At 60.6% G+C, this 17538-nt stretch carries 11 protein-coding genes; 3 read left to right on the top strand and 8 right to left on the bottom strand.

Going from position 1 to position 17538, the window contains the following annotated elements:
• Nucleotides 1-27 precede the first annotated feature (27 nt).
• Together rho and trxA are read right to left on the bottom strand one after the other, a co-directional pair.
• Nucleotides 28-1287 carry a transcription termination factor Rho gene (gene rho / locus ACJ8PL_RS20690; protein WP_004934188.1) on the bottom strand — a complete coding sequence of 420 codons (1260 nt, stop codon included), beginning with the start codon at nucleotides 1285-1287 and terminating at the stop codon, nucleotides 28-30.
• A gap of 400 nt (nucleotides 1288-1687) precedes the next feature.
• The gene (gene trxA / locus ACJ8PL_RS20685; RefSeq protein ID WP_004934187.1) at nucleotides 1688-2014 is read right to left on the bottom strand and encodes a thioredoxin TrxA; all 327 of its coding nucleotides are present in this window, start codon (nucleotides 2012-2014) and stop codon (nucleotides 1688-1690) included.
• A gap of 131 nt (nucleotides 2015-2145) precedes the next feature.
• Between trxA and rhlB the strand changes: the two genes are divergently transcribed.
• Together rhlB and ppx are read left to right on the top strand one after the other, a co-directional pair.
• On the top strand, nucleotides 2146-3432 hold the full coding sequence (gene rhlB / locus ACJ8PL_RS20680; RefSeq protein ID WP_015376249.1) for an ATP-dependent RNA helicase RhlB: 1287 nt from the start codon (nucleotides 2146-2148) through the stop codon (nucleotides 3430-3432).
• Nucleotides 3433-3437: 5 nt separating this feature from the next.
• A complete protein-coding gene (ppx, locus tag ACJ8PL_RS20675) occupies nucleotides 3438-4934 on the top strand; it encodes an exopolyphosphatase (protein ID WP_016929512.1) in 1497 nt (498 codons plus the stop codon).
• Nucleotides 4935-4966: 32 nt separating this feature from the next.
• Here the strand turns inward: ppx and rep are convergent, their stop codons facing one another.
• On the bottom strand, nucleotides 4967-6991 hold the full coding sequence (gene rep / locus ACJ8PL_RS20670) for a DNA helicase Rep (protein ID WP_004934177.1): 2025 nt from the start codon (nucleotides 6989-6991) through the stop codon (nucleotides 4967-4969).
• Nucleotides 6992-7100: 109 nt separating this feature from the next.
• Here rep and ppiC point away from each other — a divergent pair, with 109 nt between their 5' ends.
• Nucleotides 7101-7382 carry a peptidylprolyl isomerase PpiC gene (gene ppiC, locus ACJ8PL_RS20665; RefSeq protein ID WP_004934175.1) on the top strand — a complete coding sequence of 94 codons (282 nt, stop codon included), beginning with the start codon at nucleotides 7101-7103 and terminating at the stop codon, nucleotides 7380-7382.
• A 26-nt stretch (nucleotides 7383-7408) separates the two neighbouring features.
• On the opposite strand, the gene ACJ8PL_RS20660 is transcribed toward ppiC, so the two are convergent.
• From ACJ8PL_RS20660 to bcsZ, 5 genes are all read right to left on the bottom strand, one after another.
• The gene (locus ACJ8PL_RS20660; protein ID WP_028127369.1) at nucleotides 7409-8911 is read right to left on the bottom strand and encodes a M16 family metallopeptidase; all 1503 of its coding nucleotides are present in this window, start codon (nucleotides 8909-8911) and stop codon (nucleotides 7409-7411) included.
• A gap of 260 nt (nucleotides 8912-9171) precedes the next feature.
• Nucleotides 9172-10458 (bottom strand): dicarboxylate/amino acid:cation symporter, encoded by a 1287-nt coding sequence (locus ACJ8PL_RS20655; protein ID WP_016929514.1) that lies wholly within the window; start codon nucleotides 10456-10458, stop codon nucleotides 9172-9174.
• 273 nt (nucleotides 10459-10731) lie between these two features.
• Complete coding sequence (gene hmsP / locus ACJ8PL_RS20650; RefSeq protein WP_028127370.1) at nucleotides 10732-12738, bottom strand: biofilm formation regulator HmsP; 2007 nt, start codon at nucleotides 12736-12738, stop codon at nucleotides 10732-10734.
• A gap of 230 nt (nucleotides 12739-12968) precedes the next feature.
• Nucleotides 12969-16442 carry a cellulose synthase complex outer membrane protein BcsC gene (gene bcsC, locus ACJ8PL_RS20645; protein WP_016929516.1) on the bottom strand — a complete coding sequence of 1158 codons (3474 nt, stop codon included), beginning with the start codon at nucleotides 16440-16442 and terminating at the stop codon, nucleotides 12969-12971.
• Nucleotides 16424-17536: a cellulose synthase complex periplasmic endoglucanase BcsZ gene (gene bcsZ, locus ACJ8PL_RS20640; RefSeq protein ID WP_317006090.1), complete on the bottom strand. Its 1113-nt coding sequence runs from the start codon at nucleotides 17534-17536 to the stop codon at nucleotides 16424-16426. The genes bcsC and bcsZ overlap by 19 nt, the downstream gene beginning before the upstream one ends.
• Nucleotides 17537-17538 lie beyond the last annotated feature (2 nt).

Genomic DNA, 17538 nt, shown 5'->3' with positions numbered 1-17538 from the left:
GTGGCGTTCAGCGAATTTTTTAACGAATTATGAGCGTTTCATCATATCGAAGAATTCATCGTTGGTTTTGGTCATCGCCAACTTATTAATGAGGAACTCCATCGCGTCAATCTCACCCATCGGGTGAATGATTTTGCGCAGGATCCACATTTTTTGCAGCTCTTCGGAGGTGGTGAGCAGCTCTTCTTTACGGGTACCGGAACGGTTGTAATCGATCGCAGGGAATACGCGTTTCTCGGCGATTTTACGCGCCAGGTGCAATTCCATGTTGCCGGTGCCTTTAAATTCTTCGTAGATCACTTCGTCCATCTTCGAACCGGTATCAACCAGCGCAGTCGCGATGATGGTCAGGCTGCCGCCCTCTTCCACGTTACGCGCCGCACCGAAGAAACGCTTCGGACGGTGCAGGGCGTTGGCGTCTACACCACCGGTCAGCACCTTGCCAGAGGCCGGTACCACGGTGTTGTAGGCGCGCGCCAGACGGGTGATGGAGTCGAGCAGAATGATCACGTCTTTCTTGTGCTCAACCAGGCGCTTGGCCTTCTCGATCACCATTTCGGCCACTTGCACGTGACGCGAAGCCGGCTCGTCGAAGGTCGAGGCGATCACTTCGCCCTTCACCAGACGCTGCATCTCGGTCACTTCTTCCGGACGTTCGTCGATCAGCAGCACCATCAGCACGCAGTCTGGGTGGTTGTAGGCGATACTCTGCGCGATGTTCTGCAGCAGCATGGTTTTACCGGCTTTCGGCGGTGCCACGATCAGGCCACGTTGGCCGCGGCCAATCGGCGCCGCCAGATCCAGTACGCGCGCCGTCAGGTCTTCGGTCGAGCCGTTGCCGCGCTCCATCCGCAGACGGGAATTGGCGTGCAGCGGCGTCAAGTTCTCGAACAGGATCTTGCTGCGGGCGTTTTCCGGCTTGTCGTAGTTGACTTCGTTGACTTTCAACAGGGCAAAATAGCGCTCGCCTTCTTTTGGCGGACGAATCTTACCGGAAATGGTGTCACCTGTGCGGAGGTTGAAGCGGCGGATTTGGCTAGGGGATACGTAGATGTCGTCGGGACCGGCGAGGTAGGAACTGTCTCCAGAGCGGAGGAAACCGAATCCATCTTGCAATATCTCGAGCACGCCGTCGCCGAAGATATCTTCTCCGCTTTTCGCATGTTGCTTCAGAATGGAGAAGATAATGTCCTGCTTGCGCATGCGGGCAAGGTTTTCCAGCCCCATATTTTCGCCGAGAGTAATCAGCTCAGAAACCGGCGTATTCTTTAATTCGGTAAGATTCATAGTGGTGGGTTCTTAAACTCGGGGTATGTCTCGAACTTGTATCGTGAATGGTATGGCAGCGAGATGCGTGCCTGTTTACTGGACGTTCGATCACCGGGCGCAGAGCCGTCGCGGTAAGAAATGGCTTACATCGGGCGCACGCATTGACGGTTGAAGATCGAAGGTACCTTAAAAATGATTTTTGCAAAACCGTTTGATTGCCAAAACACGGGTTGAGTTCAGTTTACTTTCAACGCCGGTGGTTCGACACAGAGTATAGCTTTAGATTCAAACTCTTTAGATTTAAAACTTCGGGCAAGTTCTATATGCAGTGTGGTTAAACTTAACACGCTTCTTGGCAGGCGTCTAGCGGTGAATTGAACATCACCGCCAGGCGCCTGATACTGGGCTTCCCGCCCGATTACAGATTCGCGTTCAGGAAATCTTTGAGCTGACCTTTGGACAACGCGCCAACCTTGGTCGCGGCCACTTCACCGTTCTTGAACAGCAACAGCGTAGGGATGCCACGGATACCGTACTTAGGCGCGGTAGCCGGGTTCTGATCGATATTCAGCTTGGTGATGGTCAGTTTGCCTTCGAACTCTTCGGCAATCTCATCCAGAATCGGAGCAATCATCTTGCACGGCCCACACCATTCAGCCCAGAAATCGACCAGGATCGGCCCTTCCGCTTTCAGCACGTCAGCTTCGAAGCTGCTGTCAGTCAGGTGAATAATTTTATCGCTCATGTTCTACTCCACAGGATTATGTCTACCTTGTTGGTGTAGCATTAACCAACTCAAGGTGATTTTATTGCACCGCGTTTATTTCAACGGATGTGCTTTCGTAAAGCAATAGTTAGCTGATATTCTACCACACTATGAGCAAAACACACTTGACCGAACAGAAGTTTTCCGACTTCGCCCTGCACCCGTTAGTCCTTGAAGCCCTTGAGAAAAAAGGGTTTCACAATTGCACGCCCATCCAGGCGTTAGCATTGCCGCTCACGCTCTCCGGGCGTGACGTTGCAGGTCAGGCGCAAACCGGTACCGGAAAGACGCTGGCGTTTTTGGCGTCTACTTTTCACTATTTGCTGACCCACCCGGCGAAACAGGATCGCCAGACCAATCAGCCGCGCGCCTTGATCATGGCGCCTACGCGTGAACTGGCGGTGCAAATCCACTCCGATGCGGAAGCCCTCTCCCAGAGCACCGGCCTGAAACTGGGCCTGGCCTACGGCGGCGACGGCTACGACAAGCAGTTGAAAGTGCTGGAAAGCGGCGTGGACATTCTGATTGGCACCACCGGCCGTTTAATCGATTACACCAAACAGAACTATGTCGATCTCGGCGCGATGCAGGTCGTCGTGCTGGATGAAGCCGATCGCATGTACGATCTTGGCTTTATCAAAGACATCCGTTGGCTGTTCCGCCGCATGCCAGCGGCCGATCAACGCCTGAACATGCTGTTCTCCGCTACCCTGTCCTATCGCGTACGCGAACTGGCCTTCGAGCAGATGAACAACGCCGAATATGTTGAAGTGGAACCGGAACAGAAAACCGGCCACCGCATTAAAGAAGAGCTGTTCTACCCGTCCAACGAAGAAAAAATGCGCCTGCTGCAGACGCTGATTGAAGAAGAGTGGCCGGATCGCGCCATCATCTTCGCCAACACCAAGCACCGCTGCGAAGACATCTGGGGCCATCTGGCCGCCGACGGTCACCGCGTGGGCCTGCTGACCGGCGACGTGGCGCAGAAAAAACGCCTGCGCATCCTCGACGACTTCACCAAAGGCAACCTCGATATTCTGGTCGCCACCGACGTCGCCGCGCGCGGTCTGCACATCCCTTCCGTCACGCACGTCTTCAACTACGATCTGCCTGACGACTGCGAAGACTACGTGCACCGCATCGGCCGTACCGGCCGCGCAGGCGCCAGCGGCCACTCCATCAGCCTGGCGTGTGAAGAGTATGCGCTCAACCTGCCGGCGATCGAGACCTATATCGACCACAGCATTCCGGTGAGCAAGTACAACAGCGATGCGCTGCTGACCGATTTGCCGGCGCCGAAGCGCCTGTCGCGCCCGCGCGGCGGCAACGGCCCACGTCGCAACTCCGCGCCTCGTCGCGGCGGCGCGCCGCGCAACAACCGTAAACGTTCGAGCTGATCGCCATGCTCAGTTCCAGCACGCTTTATGCTGCCATCGATCTCGGCTCCAACAGCTTCCACATGTTGGTAGTGCGCGAGGTGGCCGGCAGCATTCAGACTCTGGCGCGGATCAAGCGCAAAGTGCGCCTGGCGGCCGGGCTGGATCAGAACAATCACCTGTCGCATGAAGCCATGCAACGCGGCTGGCAGTGCCTGCGGCTGTTCTCCGAACGCCTGCAGGACATACCGCGCGAGCAGATCCGCGTCGTCGCCACCGCCACCTTGCGCCTGGCGTCCAACGCCGATGAGTTCCTGCAGGCCGCCGAGCAAATCCTCGGCTGCCCGGTACAGGTGATCAGCGGCGAAGAAGAGGCACGGCTGATCTATCACGGCGTCGCGCACACCACCGGCGGGCCGGATCGCCGGCTGGTCGTCGACATCGGCGGCGGCAGCACCGAACTGGTCACCGGCACCGGCGCACAGGCAACGCAGTTGTATAGCCTGTCGATGGGCTGCGTCACCTGGCTGGAACGCTACTTCAGCGATCGCAACCTCGGGCAAGAAAACTTCGAGCGCGCCGAACAGGCCGCGCGCGACATGGTGCGGCCGATCGCACCGCAATTGCGCCAGCAAGGTTGGCAGATCTGCGTCGGCGCTTCCGGCACCGTGCAAGCGCTGCAGGAAATCATGGTGGCGCAGGGCATGGATGAGCGCATCACCCTGCCCAAACTGCGCCAGCTGAAACAGCGCGCCATTCAGTGCGGCAAGCTGGAAGAGCTGGAGATCGAAGGGTTGACGCTGGAGCGCGCGCTGGTGTTCCCGAGCGGCCTGTCCATTCTGTTGGCCATCTTCCAGGAGCTGGGCATCGAGAGCATGATGCTGGCCGGCGGGGCGCTGCGTGAAGGCCTGGTTTACGGCATGCTGCATCTGCCGGTGGAGCAGGATATTCGCATCCGCACCATCCGCAACCTGCAGCGCCGTTACCTGATCGATACCGAGCAGGCCGAGCGCGTCAGCCAGCTCGCCGCCAACTTCTCGCAGCAGGTCGCCAACGAGTGGCAGTTGGATGCGCGATGTCGCGAGCTGTTGCACAGCGCCAGCCTGATTCACGAACTCGGCCTCAGCGTCGATTTCAAGCAGGCGCCGCAACACGCCGCCTACCTGATCCGCCACCTGGACTTACCCGGCTTTACCCCCGCGCAGAAAAAACTGCTGGCCACCCTGCTGCAAAACCAGAGCAACACCCTCGACCTGTCGCTGTTGAACCAGCAAAACGCCCTGCCGCCGCGCACCGCGCAGCGTCTGTGCCGCATTTTGCGCCTGGCGATCATCTTCGCCAGCCGCCGCCGCGACGACACGCTGCCGGCGGTGCGTTTACGCGCCAATCAGGACGATGAACTGACGGTGATCTTGCCGCCGGGTTGGCTGGAGCAGCATCCGCTGCGCGCCGAGGCGCTGGAGCAGGAAAGCCACTGGCAGAGCTACGTCCACTGGACGCTGCGGTTGGAAGAACAACGTTGACATGACAAGGGCGCGATGAGCGCCCTTTCTTTTTAATTCCCGCCTTTGGCCTTGGCCAGCTGGGCGCGGATATTGGCCAGATGGCTCTGCCCCTTCTGCATCCGTTCCTGCGGGCTCACCACTTTGCGCTCGGTTTCCCACGCCAAATCGTCCTGCGGCAGCTCCAGCAGGAACCGGCTCGGCTCCGGCCGCACCAGCTCGCCGTACTGACGGCGCTCGCGGCACAGGGTGAAAATCAGCTCTTTTTGCGCGCGGGTGATCCCCACATAGGCCAGACGCCGCTCTTCATCGACATTGTCTTCGTCGATGCTGCTCTGGTGCGGCAGCAGACCCTCTTCCATGCCCACCAGGAACACATAAGGGAACTCCAACCCTTTGGAAGCGTGCAGCGTCATCAGCTGTACCTGATCCAGCTCCTCTTCACTTTCGCCGCGTTCCATCATGTCGCGCAGAGTGAAGCGCGTCACAACCTGGGTCAGCGTCATCGGCTCGTCCAGATCGTTGCCTTCCAGCATTTCCGTCATCCAACCGAACAGCGTGTTGACGTTTTTCATCCGCATTTCGGCGGCCTTCGGGCTGGTCGAGGTTTCAAACAGCCAGCTCTCATAATCCACGCCGCGGATCAGATCGCGCACCGCCGCCACCGGCTCACGCTCCGCCTGCTGGGCGATGCCGCCTAGCCAGTGGGTGAAACGCTGCAGCGATTCCAACCCGCGCCCGGTCAGATGCTGGCTCAGCCCCAGATCGAAGCTGGCATGGAACAAACTCTTGTTGCGCTGGTTGGCCCACTCGCCAAGCTTCTGCAGCGTCGCCGGGCCGATCTCGCGCTTGGGGGTATTGACGATGCGCAGGAAGGCGCTGTCGTCTTCCGGGTTGGTCAGCACGCGCAGGTAAGCCAGCAGATCCTTGATCTCGGGGCGAGAGAAGAACGACGTACCGCCGGAAATCTTGTACGGGATGCGGTTCTGCATCAGCATCTTTTCAAACACCCGCGACTGGTGGTTGCCGCGGTACAGGATCGCATAGTCGCCGTAATTGGTCTTTTTCACGAAGTGGTGGGCGATCAACTCCCCCACCACCCGCTCGGCTTCGTGATCCTCATTGTTGGCGGTCACCACCTTCAGCTCTTCGCCATACCCCAGTTCAGAAAACAGCCGCTTTTCAAACACGTGCGGGTTATTGGCGATCAGAATGTTGGCCGCCTTCAGAATGCGCTCGCTGGAACGGTAGTTTTGTTCCAGCTTGATCACCTGCAGCGCCGGGAAATCTTCCTTCAGCAGCACCAGGTTCTGCGGCCGCGCGCCGCGCCAGGAGTAGATCGACTGGTCGTCGTCGCCCACCACGGTAAAGCGCGCGCGGTTGCCCACCAGCAGCTTCACCAGCTCGTACTGACTGGTGTTGGTATCCTGGTACTCATCCACCAGCAGATAGCGGATGCGCTGCTGCCAGCGTTCGCGCACCTCTTCGTTGCGTTGCAACAGCAGCGTCGGCAGCAGGATCAAGTCATCGAAGTCCAGCACGTTGCACGCCCGCATATGGGCGTGGTACAGGCCGTAGCAGTGGGCGAACAGCTTGTCGCGCTCCGAGCGCGCCAGCTCCGCCGCGCGCTGGGGATCGATCAGGTCGTTTTTCCAGTTGGAGATGGTCGAAATCAGCTGCGCCACCAGCGTTTTATCGCTTTCCAGCCACTTTTCGGTCAGCTCTTTCAACAGCGCCAGCTGATCCTGGTCGTCGAACAGCGAGAAGTTGGACTTCATGCCCAGCGCCACATATTCCCGCTTGATGATTTCCAGCCCCAGGGTGTGGAAGGTGGAAATCATCAGCCCGCGCGCCTCTTTGCGCCCCAGGGTTTGCGACACGCGCTCTTTCATCTCGCGCGCGGCTTTGTTGGTAAAGGTCACGGCGGCGATGTGCCGCGCCTGATAGCCGCAGTGGTGGATCAGGTGGGCTATCTTGTTGGTGATAACGCGCGTCTTGCCGGAACCGGCACCGGCCAACACCAGGCAGGGCCCGGTAACGAATTCGACGGCTTGTTGTTGGCTGGGGTTTAATCGCATGGTGCTGGCTTGCTCGACTGTAAAACGTGGAAGGGAATTGTAGCAGAAAGCGCCGATGAGATTTAGCGGGTATAATCAGCGCAATTTTCGCATCGACAAAGGCAATACCATGGCAAAAACGGCGTGCGCCCTGCACATTCTGGTAGACAATGAAAAGCTGGCCAACGAGCTGCTGGCCAAGCTGAAGCGCGGCGTCAGCTTCGACACGCTGGCGCGCAAATATTCGAGCTGCCCGTCAAAACGCAACGGCGGCTCGCTGGGCGAATTCAACAAGGGCGCGATGGTGCCTGCGTTCGATAAAGCGGTGTTCAGCATACCGCTGCTCAAACCTTACGGCCCGGTCAAAACCCAGTTCGGTTACCACATCATCAAGGTGCTGTATCGCAACTGAGGGGGCCTGAGCCCCCTGTCGCGATATTACTGCGCGCCGGCGTCCGTCGCCGGCGCAGCCACCGCAGCGTCGGCCGGTTTGGCTTCTTCCGTCACCACCGCCGGCGCCGGCATCATGATGCCGTCATAAGTTTCCTGCAGCTGCTTCATGCTCATTTCCGGCTCGCCTTTCGGCTGCATCAGCACCAGCGTCGCCTCCTGAGACAGCTGCAGCTTCAGCGCCTGATTCAACGTCTCCAGCGTCAGGCTGGACAGGAATTCCTGGCGCAGCTTCTGATACAGCTCCGGCGCGATATCCACCACCCCGCTCTGCTGCGAACGCAGGCGCTGGCTCATCAGCACATCGGTGTCGGTGCGGGCGTAGGTCGCGAACAGCTTGCTCAGCTGATCGTTTTTCTGCGCCAGCAGCGCATCGAATTCTTCTTTCGACAGGCCGTTGTCACGCACGTTGGCCAGCTCGCGGGCGATAAAGCCCAGGCTGCCGTTCAGATTGTTGTTCGGCGTATCCAGATGAATGGCGCACTGCCCGCGCTGGTACTGCACGCGGCAGTCAAAGCCCAGATGCAGGCTCTTCTGGTCGCTTTTTTCCAGCGTCTGCTGAAGATGCCAGAACAGCGCCTCGCGGGCGAGATCGCCACGCCAGTAACGAAGCAGGCTCTGCGAATCGCGAATCGGGTGCCACGGCGAATCCCACATGATCGACAGCGTATCCTGTTTCACCTGCTCGCTGATCAGGCTCACCGGCTGCTGCGGCAGCGGTGTCAGCGTCGGCATCGGGGCCGGGGTTTCACGTTTGCCTTGCAGCGGCGAGAACGCCTTGTTGATCTGCTCGCCCAGGCTGCGGCTGTCAACCTTGCCGACCACGAACAGCGTCATGGCGTCCGGGGTATACCACTGCTGATAAAATTTCTTCAACTGCTCGAGGTTGACCGGCCGTTTCGCCGGCTGAGCCGGATCGTGCGCCAGCAGCGTCGAACCTTTCAGGCGGTAACGCCACCAGACATCTTGGGTATTGGGCGGGAAAGTGCCGACCGGATTGATGGTGGAATTCATCACCGCGTGCACCGTATGCTCGTCGATCGCCAGTTTGCCGGTGGTGTCCGCCAGCCAGGCCAGCGCTTCTTTCAGCAGGTCGGGCCGGTTGTTCGGCAGGCTGAGGTTATACATGGTGAAATCATACGAGATGATAGCCGGCGGCAGCGGCCGCTCGTTATCCACGCTCTGTTGCCACAGGGCGCGCAGCTGCGGCGCGGTAAAGCTTTCGCTGCGCGTCAACGCCAGCCGCGGCAGCAGGTGGGCGAAACCGGTCTGCTGCGAAGACTCCACCAAAGAGCCGGTATTGACGATCAGCCGCAGTTCCACGCGGTCGCTTGGCCGCTGAGGCGTATCGAGAATCTGCCATGAAAACCCGTTGGCCAGCGCCCCCTGCTGCCAGGCAGGATCGGGTTGTAGTGCTTCAGCCTGCACGCTGCTACTGGCTGCAGCCAATAGCAGCCCACCAACTATAAGATGAATTCTGGTGCCCTGCATGTGAACCCCTACTTAATGACTATCCAATTTCTTATGCAAATGCGTGTATTCCATTCAATGGAATCATAAAAATACGCCCTGAGTTTCACGGTGGGGCGGAAAGCAGAAAGTGTACCATCGTGTTAGACCGCGCGCCTTTGCGGATGTCACTCATTAGAGTGAAAAATAATGGATTGCGGGGTTTTTAATGCAAAAAATCGTTACGAGGCAGGGGAAGAAGCTCACCGGCCGCGGATGCGGCCGGTGATTTACCGCCGATATCAGGCGGAAGGCAGCGTTTTGTCCGCGCCGGTGTTTTTGTTGTTCAGCGTGTCTTTCAGCTGTTTTTCATCCAGCTGGTTACACCATTTTGCCACCACCACGGTCGCCACACCGTTGCCCACCAGGTTGGTCAGCGCGCGGGCTTCCGACATAAAGCGGTCGATGCCGAGGATCAGCGCCAGGCCGGCCAACGGCAGGTGGCCGACGGCGGAGATGGTGGCGGCCAAGACGATAAAGCCGCTGCCGGTCACGCCCGCCGCCCCTTTGGAGGAGAGCAGCAACACCACCAGCAGGGTAATCTGATGCATGATATCCATGTGGGTGTTGGTCGCCTGAGCGATAAACACCGCGGCCATGGTCAGGTAGATAGAGGTGCCGTCCAGGTTGAAGGAGTATCCGGTCGGGATCACCAGACCCACCACCGATTTCTTGCAGCCCAGCTTCTCCATTTTATCCAGCATGCGCGGCAGCGCGGATTCGGACGACGAGGTCCCCAGCACGATCAGCAGCTCTTCTTTGATGTAGTTGACGAATTTGAAGATGCTGAAGCCGTTGGCGCGGGCGATGCTGCCCAACACCACCACCACGAACAGGATGCAGGTGATATAGAAGCACACGATCAGCTGGCCGAGTTGCACCAGGGTGCCGACGCCGTATTTACCGATGGTAAACGCCATGGCGCCGAAGGCCCCCAGCGGCGCCAGGCGCATGATCATATTGATGATGCCGAAAATCACCCGCGAGAAGCTATCGATCACGTTGTAGATCAGCTGCCCTTTGTCGCCCAGACGATGCAGGGCGAAGCCAAACAGCACCGCGAACAGCAGCACCTGAAGAATGTTGCCGCTGGCGAACGCGCCGATCACGCTGCCGGGGATGATGTCCAGCAGGAACGGGATGATGCCCTGCTGCTGCGCCTGCTCGGCGTAGACCGCTACCGCTTTGGCGTCCAGCGTGCCGGGATCGACGTTCATGCCGGCGCCCGGTTGCACCAGGTTGACGATCACCAGGCCGATAATCAGCGCGATGGTGCTGACGATTTCAAAATACAGCAGCGCGATGGCGCCGGTGCGCCCTACCGCCTTCATGCTTTCCATGCCGGCGATGCCGGTCACCACGGTGCAGAAGATCACCGGCGCGATGATCATCTTGATCAGTTTGACGAAGCCATCGCCCAGAGGTTTCATCTCGGCGCCGAGGTCAGGGTAGAAATGGCCAAGCAGGATACCCAGCGTGATCGCCGTCAGCACCTGAAAATAGAGGCTCTTAAAGATCGTTGTTTTCATATGAACATCCTATGGGGGGAAGACACGCACCAGGCAGCAGTCTAAAAATCCAGCCTGTTCATCGCTTGCGCGGAAAATAACACCCACTTAACAACATGGAAATAATTTGTTGCACCCACCGTGTGGGGTTGATGTGAATTTAAGAGCTGAAACGCGTCAGTCGGGGTGCAAAGCTGAAAATTGCGTAAGCCTTTGTTTGCACTAACGCAAAAGAGGTAGATAAAGAATGGCGATTTTCGGACGAGGAAAAGTACCGGAAAGGTATCGCGACGCTCACCGCGCCGCGCGGCAAAACTCGGCTTCGAACGCTTCGCGCGGCAGCGGCCGGGCGAACAGGAATCCCTGCCCACTGCGAATGCCGTGCTGCAGCAGCCAGTCGCGCTGTTCGGCGTTTTCCACGCCTTCGGCCATTACCGGCAACGCCAGCACTTCGGAGATCGAACTGACGATGCGCACCATCGCATCGTCGGCCGGCAGCCCCTGAATGAAACTGCGGTCGATCTTAATCAAATCGATCGGCAGGGATTTCAAGCGGTTGAGGTACTCCAGGCTGGAGTAGCCCATGCCGAAGTCGTCCAGCGCGATCGACAGCCCCAGGTCGTGCAGCTCGCGCAGCAGCGCCAGAGCGCGATCGAGATCGTCGATGCGTACCGTCTCGGTGATCTCCAGCAGCAGCTTGCGCGGATCGATCCGATACTGCGCCAGCAGGTTTTTCAGATGCGGGACGAACGCTTCATCCTGCATCTGAATTCCGGAAACGTTAACCGCCAGCGGCAGCGCAATGCCGCGTTGTTGCCAGTCCGCCAGGATGCGGCAAGACTCTTCCAGCACCCAGTTGCCGAGAGGCACGATCACGCCCAGCTCTTCCGCGAGCGGGATAACGTCGGCCGGCAGGGTATAGCTGCCGTCATACTGCTGCCAACGCAGCAGCGCTTCGGCGCCGATCACCTCGTTGGACTGCATGTCGATCTGCGGCTGCAGGAACAGCGTGAAATGCCGCTGCTCGATGCCGTGCAGGATCTCGCTCTCCTGCGTCAGCCGCTTCTGCGTGCGTTCCGTCAGGCTGGGTTCGAAGAACAGGATCTGATTTTTTCCTTCGCGGTGCGCGGACATCATCGCCGAGGTGGCGCTGCGCAGCAGCTGTTCCGCACTCTCCCCCTGATTGAGGTAGTGCGCGATGCCGATGCTGGCGTTGGGCCGCAGCGCCAGACCTTCCAGCGTCAACGGCGCATTGATCTCCGCCATGATGCGCCGCGCCAGCTGCATGGCGTGGAACGGCCGCTCGATACCCTTGGCCAGAATGGCAAATTCGGTATTGCTCAGCTGCGCCAACACGCCGTTTTCGTCGATGCAGCCGCGCAGCTTCTTCGCCAGCGCCAGCAGCAGCGCTTCGCGCATCGCCGGGCTCATCACGCCAGACGCTTCATGCAGCGTCTCAATGCCGATCACCAGCAGGTTAAAACGCTCAGGGCGCAGACTGGAGGCGATATGCTGTTCCAGCAACGCGTTCAGCAATGCAGGATTCGGCAGTTCGGTCACCGGGTGGCGGGTGCTCAGGCGGCTCATGTCGGCATGCGCCTTGGCCAGCGTCTGTTGATTGCGGTTGTAATTGCGCACCAGCAGGCCGAGCTCATCGTCCTGGTGCAGCGCCGGCAGCATCAGCTGGTGATAGGGCGCTTCGTCCTGCGAGATGTTCTCCAGCTCTTTGGCCATCGCGCGCAGCGGATGCACCATCAACCGGTTCATGCACCAGGTGATGGCCACCGACAGGATCAGCGCCAGCAACAGGTAGGTCGACAGCATGGTCGACAAAATGCTGAGGATAAACTGGTACATGCGGAACGAATCGGCTTGCAGCACCAGATAGGCCAGCGGCTGCTGGTTGGCCGGCACCCGTTCCAGCGAATAGAGCGGCACGGAAATTTGGATAGGCAGCTCAAACAACCGGGCGATCAGCGTCGGCACCGGCCGCTCCGGCGGGAAATTGGCGTGCAGCGCCTGAAACTCGTTCGGCAAGACGATATCCGCCCGGCTGAGAATGCCGACCGGCAACAGCGTGTTCAGCACCCTTTTGGCTTCCGGCACGTCCATGCGCAGCACCGCCTCCGCCAGCGGCTGGCGCACGGAGTGGGCGATATTCTCCAGTTGCTGGGCGTAGTCATCCCTGCGCTGCTGCACAAAGTGGAATAACTGGATCACGATAAAGATGCAGATCGTAACCAGCGCCACGCCGGACACTGTCGCCATCTGCTTAATCGTTAACGAACGCCTGACCCGCAAACCTGCTCTCCGTGAAATCGGGCTGAAACAAAAAAGGGGGCTGACTCTCACCCGCCCCCTCGAACCGGGCTGAGTATACTCGATCATCGGCTGTTTTTATCTGGCTATGCCGCAGGCAAAACCAAGAAAATCGCGGGTTTCAGTCTTTTCCTAAAGCGAACAAACGCGACCCGCACACAGGGTAACAAAACTCCCCGGCGTCCGACACTCTGAATCTTTCCCCCTTCCGGCTACTTGAAGTCGGCGTAAGGCGTCAGCGGCTGCGGCGGCAAATCGAGATCCCCTTGCCAGCCGGCCAGGGAATAACGCAGATAAATCAGCGCGTGGCTCGGCGTATAGTCCTTCGCCTGTTGAATGTCGATGCCGGCGCCGAGCGTCCAGTGCGAACTGAGACGGCGTTCGACGATCGCCCGCAGGGTATAACCGACGCCGCTCGAGGAGCTGCCGTCCTCGACGGCGAACTTATCGGGCAACGAATCCGGGATCAGTCCCTGCAGCGGATAACGGCGCTGGCTGTCGGTTTTGGAATGGGACAGTGAAACCGAACCGCCCAGCTCCCACGACCAGTTCTCGGTGCGCTGACGGTAGTTGACCGGCAGCGACAGCGACAGATATTGCTGCGGGCTGTAATAGCCGCCCTGCCCCAGCGAATAGCCGCTCAAATCCTTCTGGTAGTGCCACAGCATGGTATTGAGCCCGACGCTCAGGCGGCGATTGTCTTCGTTGATCAGCTTGTAGTAGTAACCGGCCATCAACCGCTGCCGCTGGTTGTCCGCCACGTTCTTGCCGGTAATCTGATGCGCGCTGAGATCGGCCCAGACGCCGTTCGCCTCGCCGCGATCGTAGCTGGCGCTCAGGCTGACGCCGGTGGCGCGCACGCCGCCCCAGGTGATGCCGGTATTCGGGTCTTTGGCACCGCCGAACGCCAGCAGCGAGCTGGAAATCGGCCGCCGCGAGGCCGCCAGCGTCCAGCCAATGTGGTTCCAGTCGCCGCTGTAGGCCAGGCCGCCGGTCCAGTCGACCACCTCAAAGCCCATCGGCGTCGTGCCGATGTCGGCGGCCCAACGATCGTTTTTCCAGCCGGCCGCCACGCTGGTGCCGGTGGTTTTCTGGTGTTCATCGCCGCGGCACCCTTGCGTATTGCAGGTGCCGAAGGTCTCGTAGTATTTGCCGCTGCCGTCGGTCGAGAAGCGGCCGGCATCCAGCTGCACGGTGTCGGTACGCAAGAAGGCGCGCCCGTCATACAGCGGCATGTCCACCTGCAGCATGGTGTCGTGCGCGTTGAAGTCGGAAATGCCGCCGGTGCCGCTCGAACGCCAGTAATCGTGATCGAGCGTGACGTTCACGTCTTGCTGTCGATACAGATCCGCGGCGTCGGAGCGGATGCCGCGTTTCAGCCAGTCGTCGTTCGGATTATTGCGCGTCAAATAGGTGTAGCCGTCATTATCCTGCGGCAGCGTCGGCGTGATGCCGCCGGCCACCATCGCCTGGCGGTAATCCTGCTGCGCCCGCTCAGGCTGTTGCTGAGCCCGTTCCAGCCGGGCGGCGTCACGATAAACAAGCGCCTTGGTCTGCCCGGCGGGCTCCGAAGCCGCCGCCGTTTTCAGCCGGCTGAAGAGCGCGTCGGCCTGCTGCGGATCGCCGACCGCGCCCCAGGCGTTGGCGACCCGCCGTTGGCTGTTGAGCGAAGCGTCTTGCGGCTGCGGTTCGGTTTTCAGCCGCTGACGCGCCGCGTCCAGATCCCCCTGCGCCACATAGGCTTCGATCTCGCCCAGCTGCGCATCCGGGTTGTTCGGTTCACGCCGTTTCACCCGCTGATAGTCGTCCAGCGCCGCCGCATACTCCCCGCGCGCCAGCGCCCAGTCGGCGAGCAGCAAATCGATGCGGGTGTCCGCCGGCTGCCGACGCAGATAGGCTTCCGCCGCCGCTTCGTCACCGGCGGCCCGCAGCCGTTCGGCATGCTCGATTACCGCCTGCATTTTCAGCCGCTGCGCCAGTTCGCGCATGTTGTCGTTCCATTGCGCCGCAGGCAGCGTATTGAGCTGCGCCAGCGCCTGCCTGTCGCGATCGCTGCCGGAAAGATAGAGCGCATAGGCGTAGGTCAGTTGCGGATTGGCATGTTGGCGCAGCGCCAGCTGCCGGAACAGAGCGTCCGCCTGCTGCGGCTGCCCGGCCTGACGCAGCGCCTGCGCATAGCGATAGGTCAGCCAGACGTCGTCGGGCGCCATCGGCTGGGCGCGGCGATAGATTTCCGCCGCCTGCTGCCACTGCTGCTGTGCCGCCAGCGTCTCCGCCTGCTGCTTCAACATATCGAGCCGCAGTCCGTCGAGGGTGCTGCGCAGCTTGGCCTGTTGGCTGCGCGGCAGGCCGTTGAGGTAGGCCAGCGCTTTTTCCGGCGACTGGCGTTGATAGATATTCACCAGGCCGCGCAGCGCGCTGCCGTTGCCGGGATCGCGCCGCAACGCCTGCTGATAAAACCCTTCCGCCGCGGCGTCATCCTTGCTCGCCACCGCCACATCGCCCAGGCCGATAAACGCATCGCCGTCGCTGTCGTCGAGCTGGCGCGCCTGTTGATATTTCTGCCGAGCCAGCGCGAGATTGCCGGCCTTGAGCGCTTTGTCGCCCTCGTCGATCGCCAGCCAGTAGCCGGTGCTCTTGATCAGACTCTGCCATTTTCCGCTGCCGTAGCCGCTCTTGTCGGCGGCCAGCGCCTGGCGAAACAGCTTCAGCGCCTGCGGGCGGTTGCCGGCGCGCGAGTAGGCCTGGCCGAGCGCGCCCAGCACCTCGGCGTCGTTCGGCGCCGCCGCCAGCGCCTTTTGCAACTCTGGAATGGCTGCCCGGCTGCCGCCTTTATCCACCTGCGCCAGACCGCGCACCCGCGCCTGATAAGCCGGATCGGCCAACAGCTTCTGCTGTCTGGCCAGTTCTTCGCGGGCGCGGGTCGCCTGATCGCCGGTGTCGAATACGCCGAGGAAACGGTTGAGCGCCGCTACGCTCTGCGCGCTGACCGGCATCGCTTTGACCTTGTCCAGCCACAGATCGGCGGCGTCACCGCGCCCGGCCGGATCGGCGGCGATCTTCTGCAGCAGTTCAAAGGCCTGCGCGTCCTGGTTCTGACTGAACAGCATACGCGCCAGCGACATGCGCAGCGCCACATTGCCTGAATATTGCTGATCCAGCGCCTGCAGCTGCTTTAACGCCTTCGCCTCCTGCCCCGGCAAACGCGCCACCAGCCGCCAGTATTCTACCGCCAGATCGAGCGTCGGCGGCTCGCCGTGAAACAGCGCATCGTACTGCGCTTTGGCTTCCGGCAACCGGCCGGCGGTCGCCATCAGGCGCGCCTGCTGCAGCTTTTGCCGGGTTTCCGGCTGGGTCAGCAGCATGTTCATTTGCGCCTGGCGATAGGCGCTGGACTGCGGCGCGAGGGTTTTCAGCTTGTCCAACTGCTGCTGCGCCAGCGCCATGTTGCCCTGCCGCAGCGCCAAACGCATGCGCGCGGCGATCACGTCCGGGTTGTTCGGATCCATCAGCTCGAGCCGGTACAGCGACTGGCGCACCAGATCGTCCTTGTTGCCGGCCTCGCCAATGCGCACCTGTTCCAGCAGCCACTGTTCCGGGGCCACGGCCTCCGCAGCGCGCGCCTGCGGCAGCATCGCCAGGCTCAGCGGAATCAAATTCAGCCAGTTTATTTTGAAGTTGTGCATTGGCCGTCCCACGAGGGTTGCAATTCACCCTGACGATTAAAGCGATAACGTTGTTGATCCCATCCCTGACCGAACAGGGTCAGCGAGGCGCTGAAATAGGCGTCATCACCCGGCGGATACTCGCTGATGCGCTGCCGCTGCACCGCCAGCGCTTCAGCCTGCGTCGCCAGCATCGGCAGCATAGAAGCGGAGAAACCGACCGGGCCGTCGCCGGTAGTTTTGCCGCTGGCGGTATCGGTTTTCTCCGGCGGAACGCCCTGTTTGGCAGTGAGCTGCGCCATCGGCTGGAAGCGTTCAAGCAGCGCCGCCTTGTGTTCATCGTCGTCCGCCAGCATGCCGGCCCACAGATAAACCCGAATGGCGTCGTAGCTGCCGACGTTTGGCTTGACGGTGTCCGGCTGCCAACCGGCGCCGACCCGCCACACCACCCAATCCGGCGAGAAGCCGTGCGGCGCGGTGTCCAGCCACAGTCGCTGATTGATCTCGCGCATCGCACGCCATGGGCCGTTCAGCGCCGCAAAACGCGCCAACAGCTGCGGCGGCAGGTAGCTGGGATTCAGCCGCCAGCGATCTTCCGCCACGAACCCGACTTTGCCCGGCAGCAGCATCAGGCCCAGGCCGGGAATGTCGGCCACTTCCTCGCGGCCGATGCGTTGCAGCAGCAGCGTTCCCAGGGTTTGATAACGCCGGCTTTTCCACAGGCGGCCGGCTTCGAGCAGGTTGTAAGCGATCCACAGGTCGGCGTCCGACGCCGAGTTGGCGTCCAGCACCTTCCACTGCTTATCGTCGCTCTCTCCCCACAGCCAGGCGGGCAAGCGGGCGCTGAGATCGCCCGCCGCCAGATTGTTCTCCGTCCAGGTCAACAGCAGGTCGAAGGTCGGCCGGTCGTTGGCCACCAGGGCGAAAAACAGGCCGTAACTCTGTCCCTCGGAGGTGGTGATTTTGTTCGGGCTGCTTGGGTCGATCACCCGCCCCTGCGGGCTGATGTAGAATTGCTTGTACTGTTGCCAACCCGGCCACTCGCAGGCTGCGGCGGCGCTGAAGGCGCACAGCAGCAGCATGCCGAGCGACAGGCGTTGCAGCATCGCGTTCACCG

The sequence above is a fragment of the Serratia sp. CY83965 genome, from assembly GCF_052166375.1.
In the GTDB taxonomy this organism is placed as follows: domain Bacteria; phylum Pseudomonadota; class Gammaproteobacteria; order Enterobacterales; family Enterobacteriaceae; genus Serratia; species Serratia marcescens.
Note: the sequence above shows the minus strand (reverse complement) of the source record. Positions and strands in the feature narration are given on the sequence as shown.

Coding starts and splice junctions, on each gene's coding strand:
- ppx (WP_016929512.1), top strand. CDS start 3,438: ATGCTCAGTTCCAGCACGCTTTATGCTGCCATCGATCTCGGCTCCAAC.
- rep (WP_004934177.1), bottom strand. CDS start 6,991: ATGCGATTAAACCCCAGCCAACAACAAGCCGTCGAATTCGTTACCGGG.
- trxA (WP_004934187.1), bottom strand. CDS start 2,014: ATGAGCGATAAAATTATTCACCTGACTGACAGCAGCTTCGAAGCTGAC.
- rhlB (WP_015376249.1), top strand. CDS start 2,146: ATGAGCAAAACACACTTGACCGAACAGAAGTTTTCCGACTTCGCCCTG.
- ACJ8PL_RS20655 (WP_016929514.1), bottom strand. CDS start 10,458: ATGAAAACAACGATCTTTAAGAGCCTCTATTTTCAGGTGCTGACGGCG.
- ACJ8PL_RS20660 (WP_028127369.1), bottom strand. CDS start 8,911: ATGCAGGGCACCAGAATTCATCTTATAGTTGGTGGGCTGCTATTGGCT.
- bcsC (WP_016929516.1), bottom strand. CDS start 16,442: ATGCACAACTTCAAAATAAACTGGCTGAATTTGATTCCGCTGAGCCTG.
- rho (WP_004934188.1), bottom strand. CDS start 1,287: ATGAATCTTACCGAATTAAAGAATACGCCGGTTTCTGAGCTGATTACT.
- ppiC (WP_004934175.1), top strand. CDS start 7,101: ATGGCAAAAACGGCGTGCGCCCTGCACATTCTGGTAGACAATGAAAAG.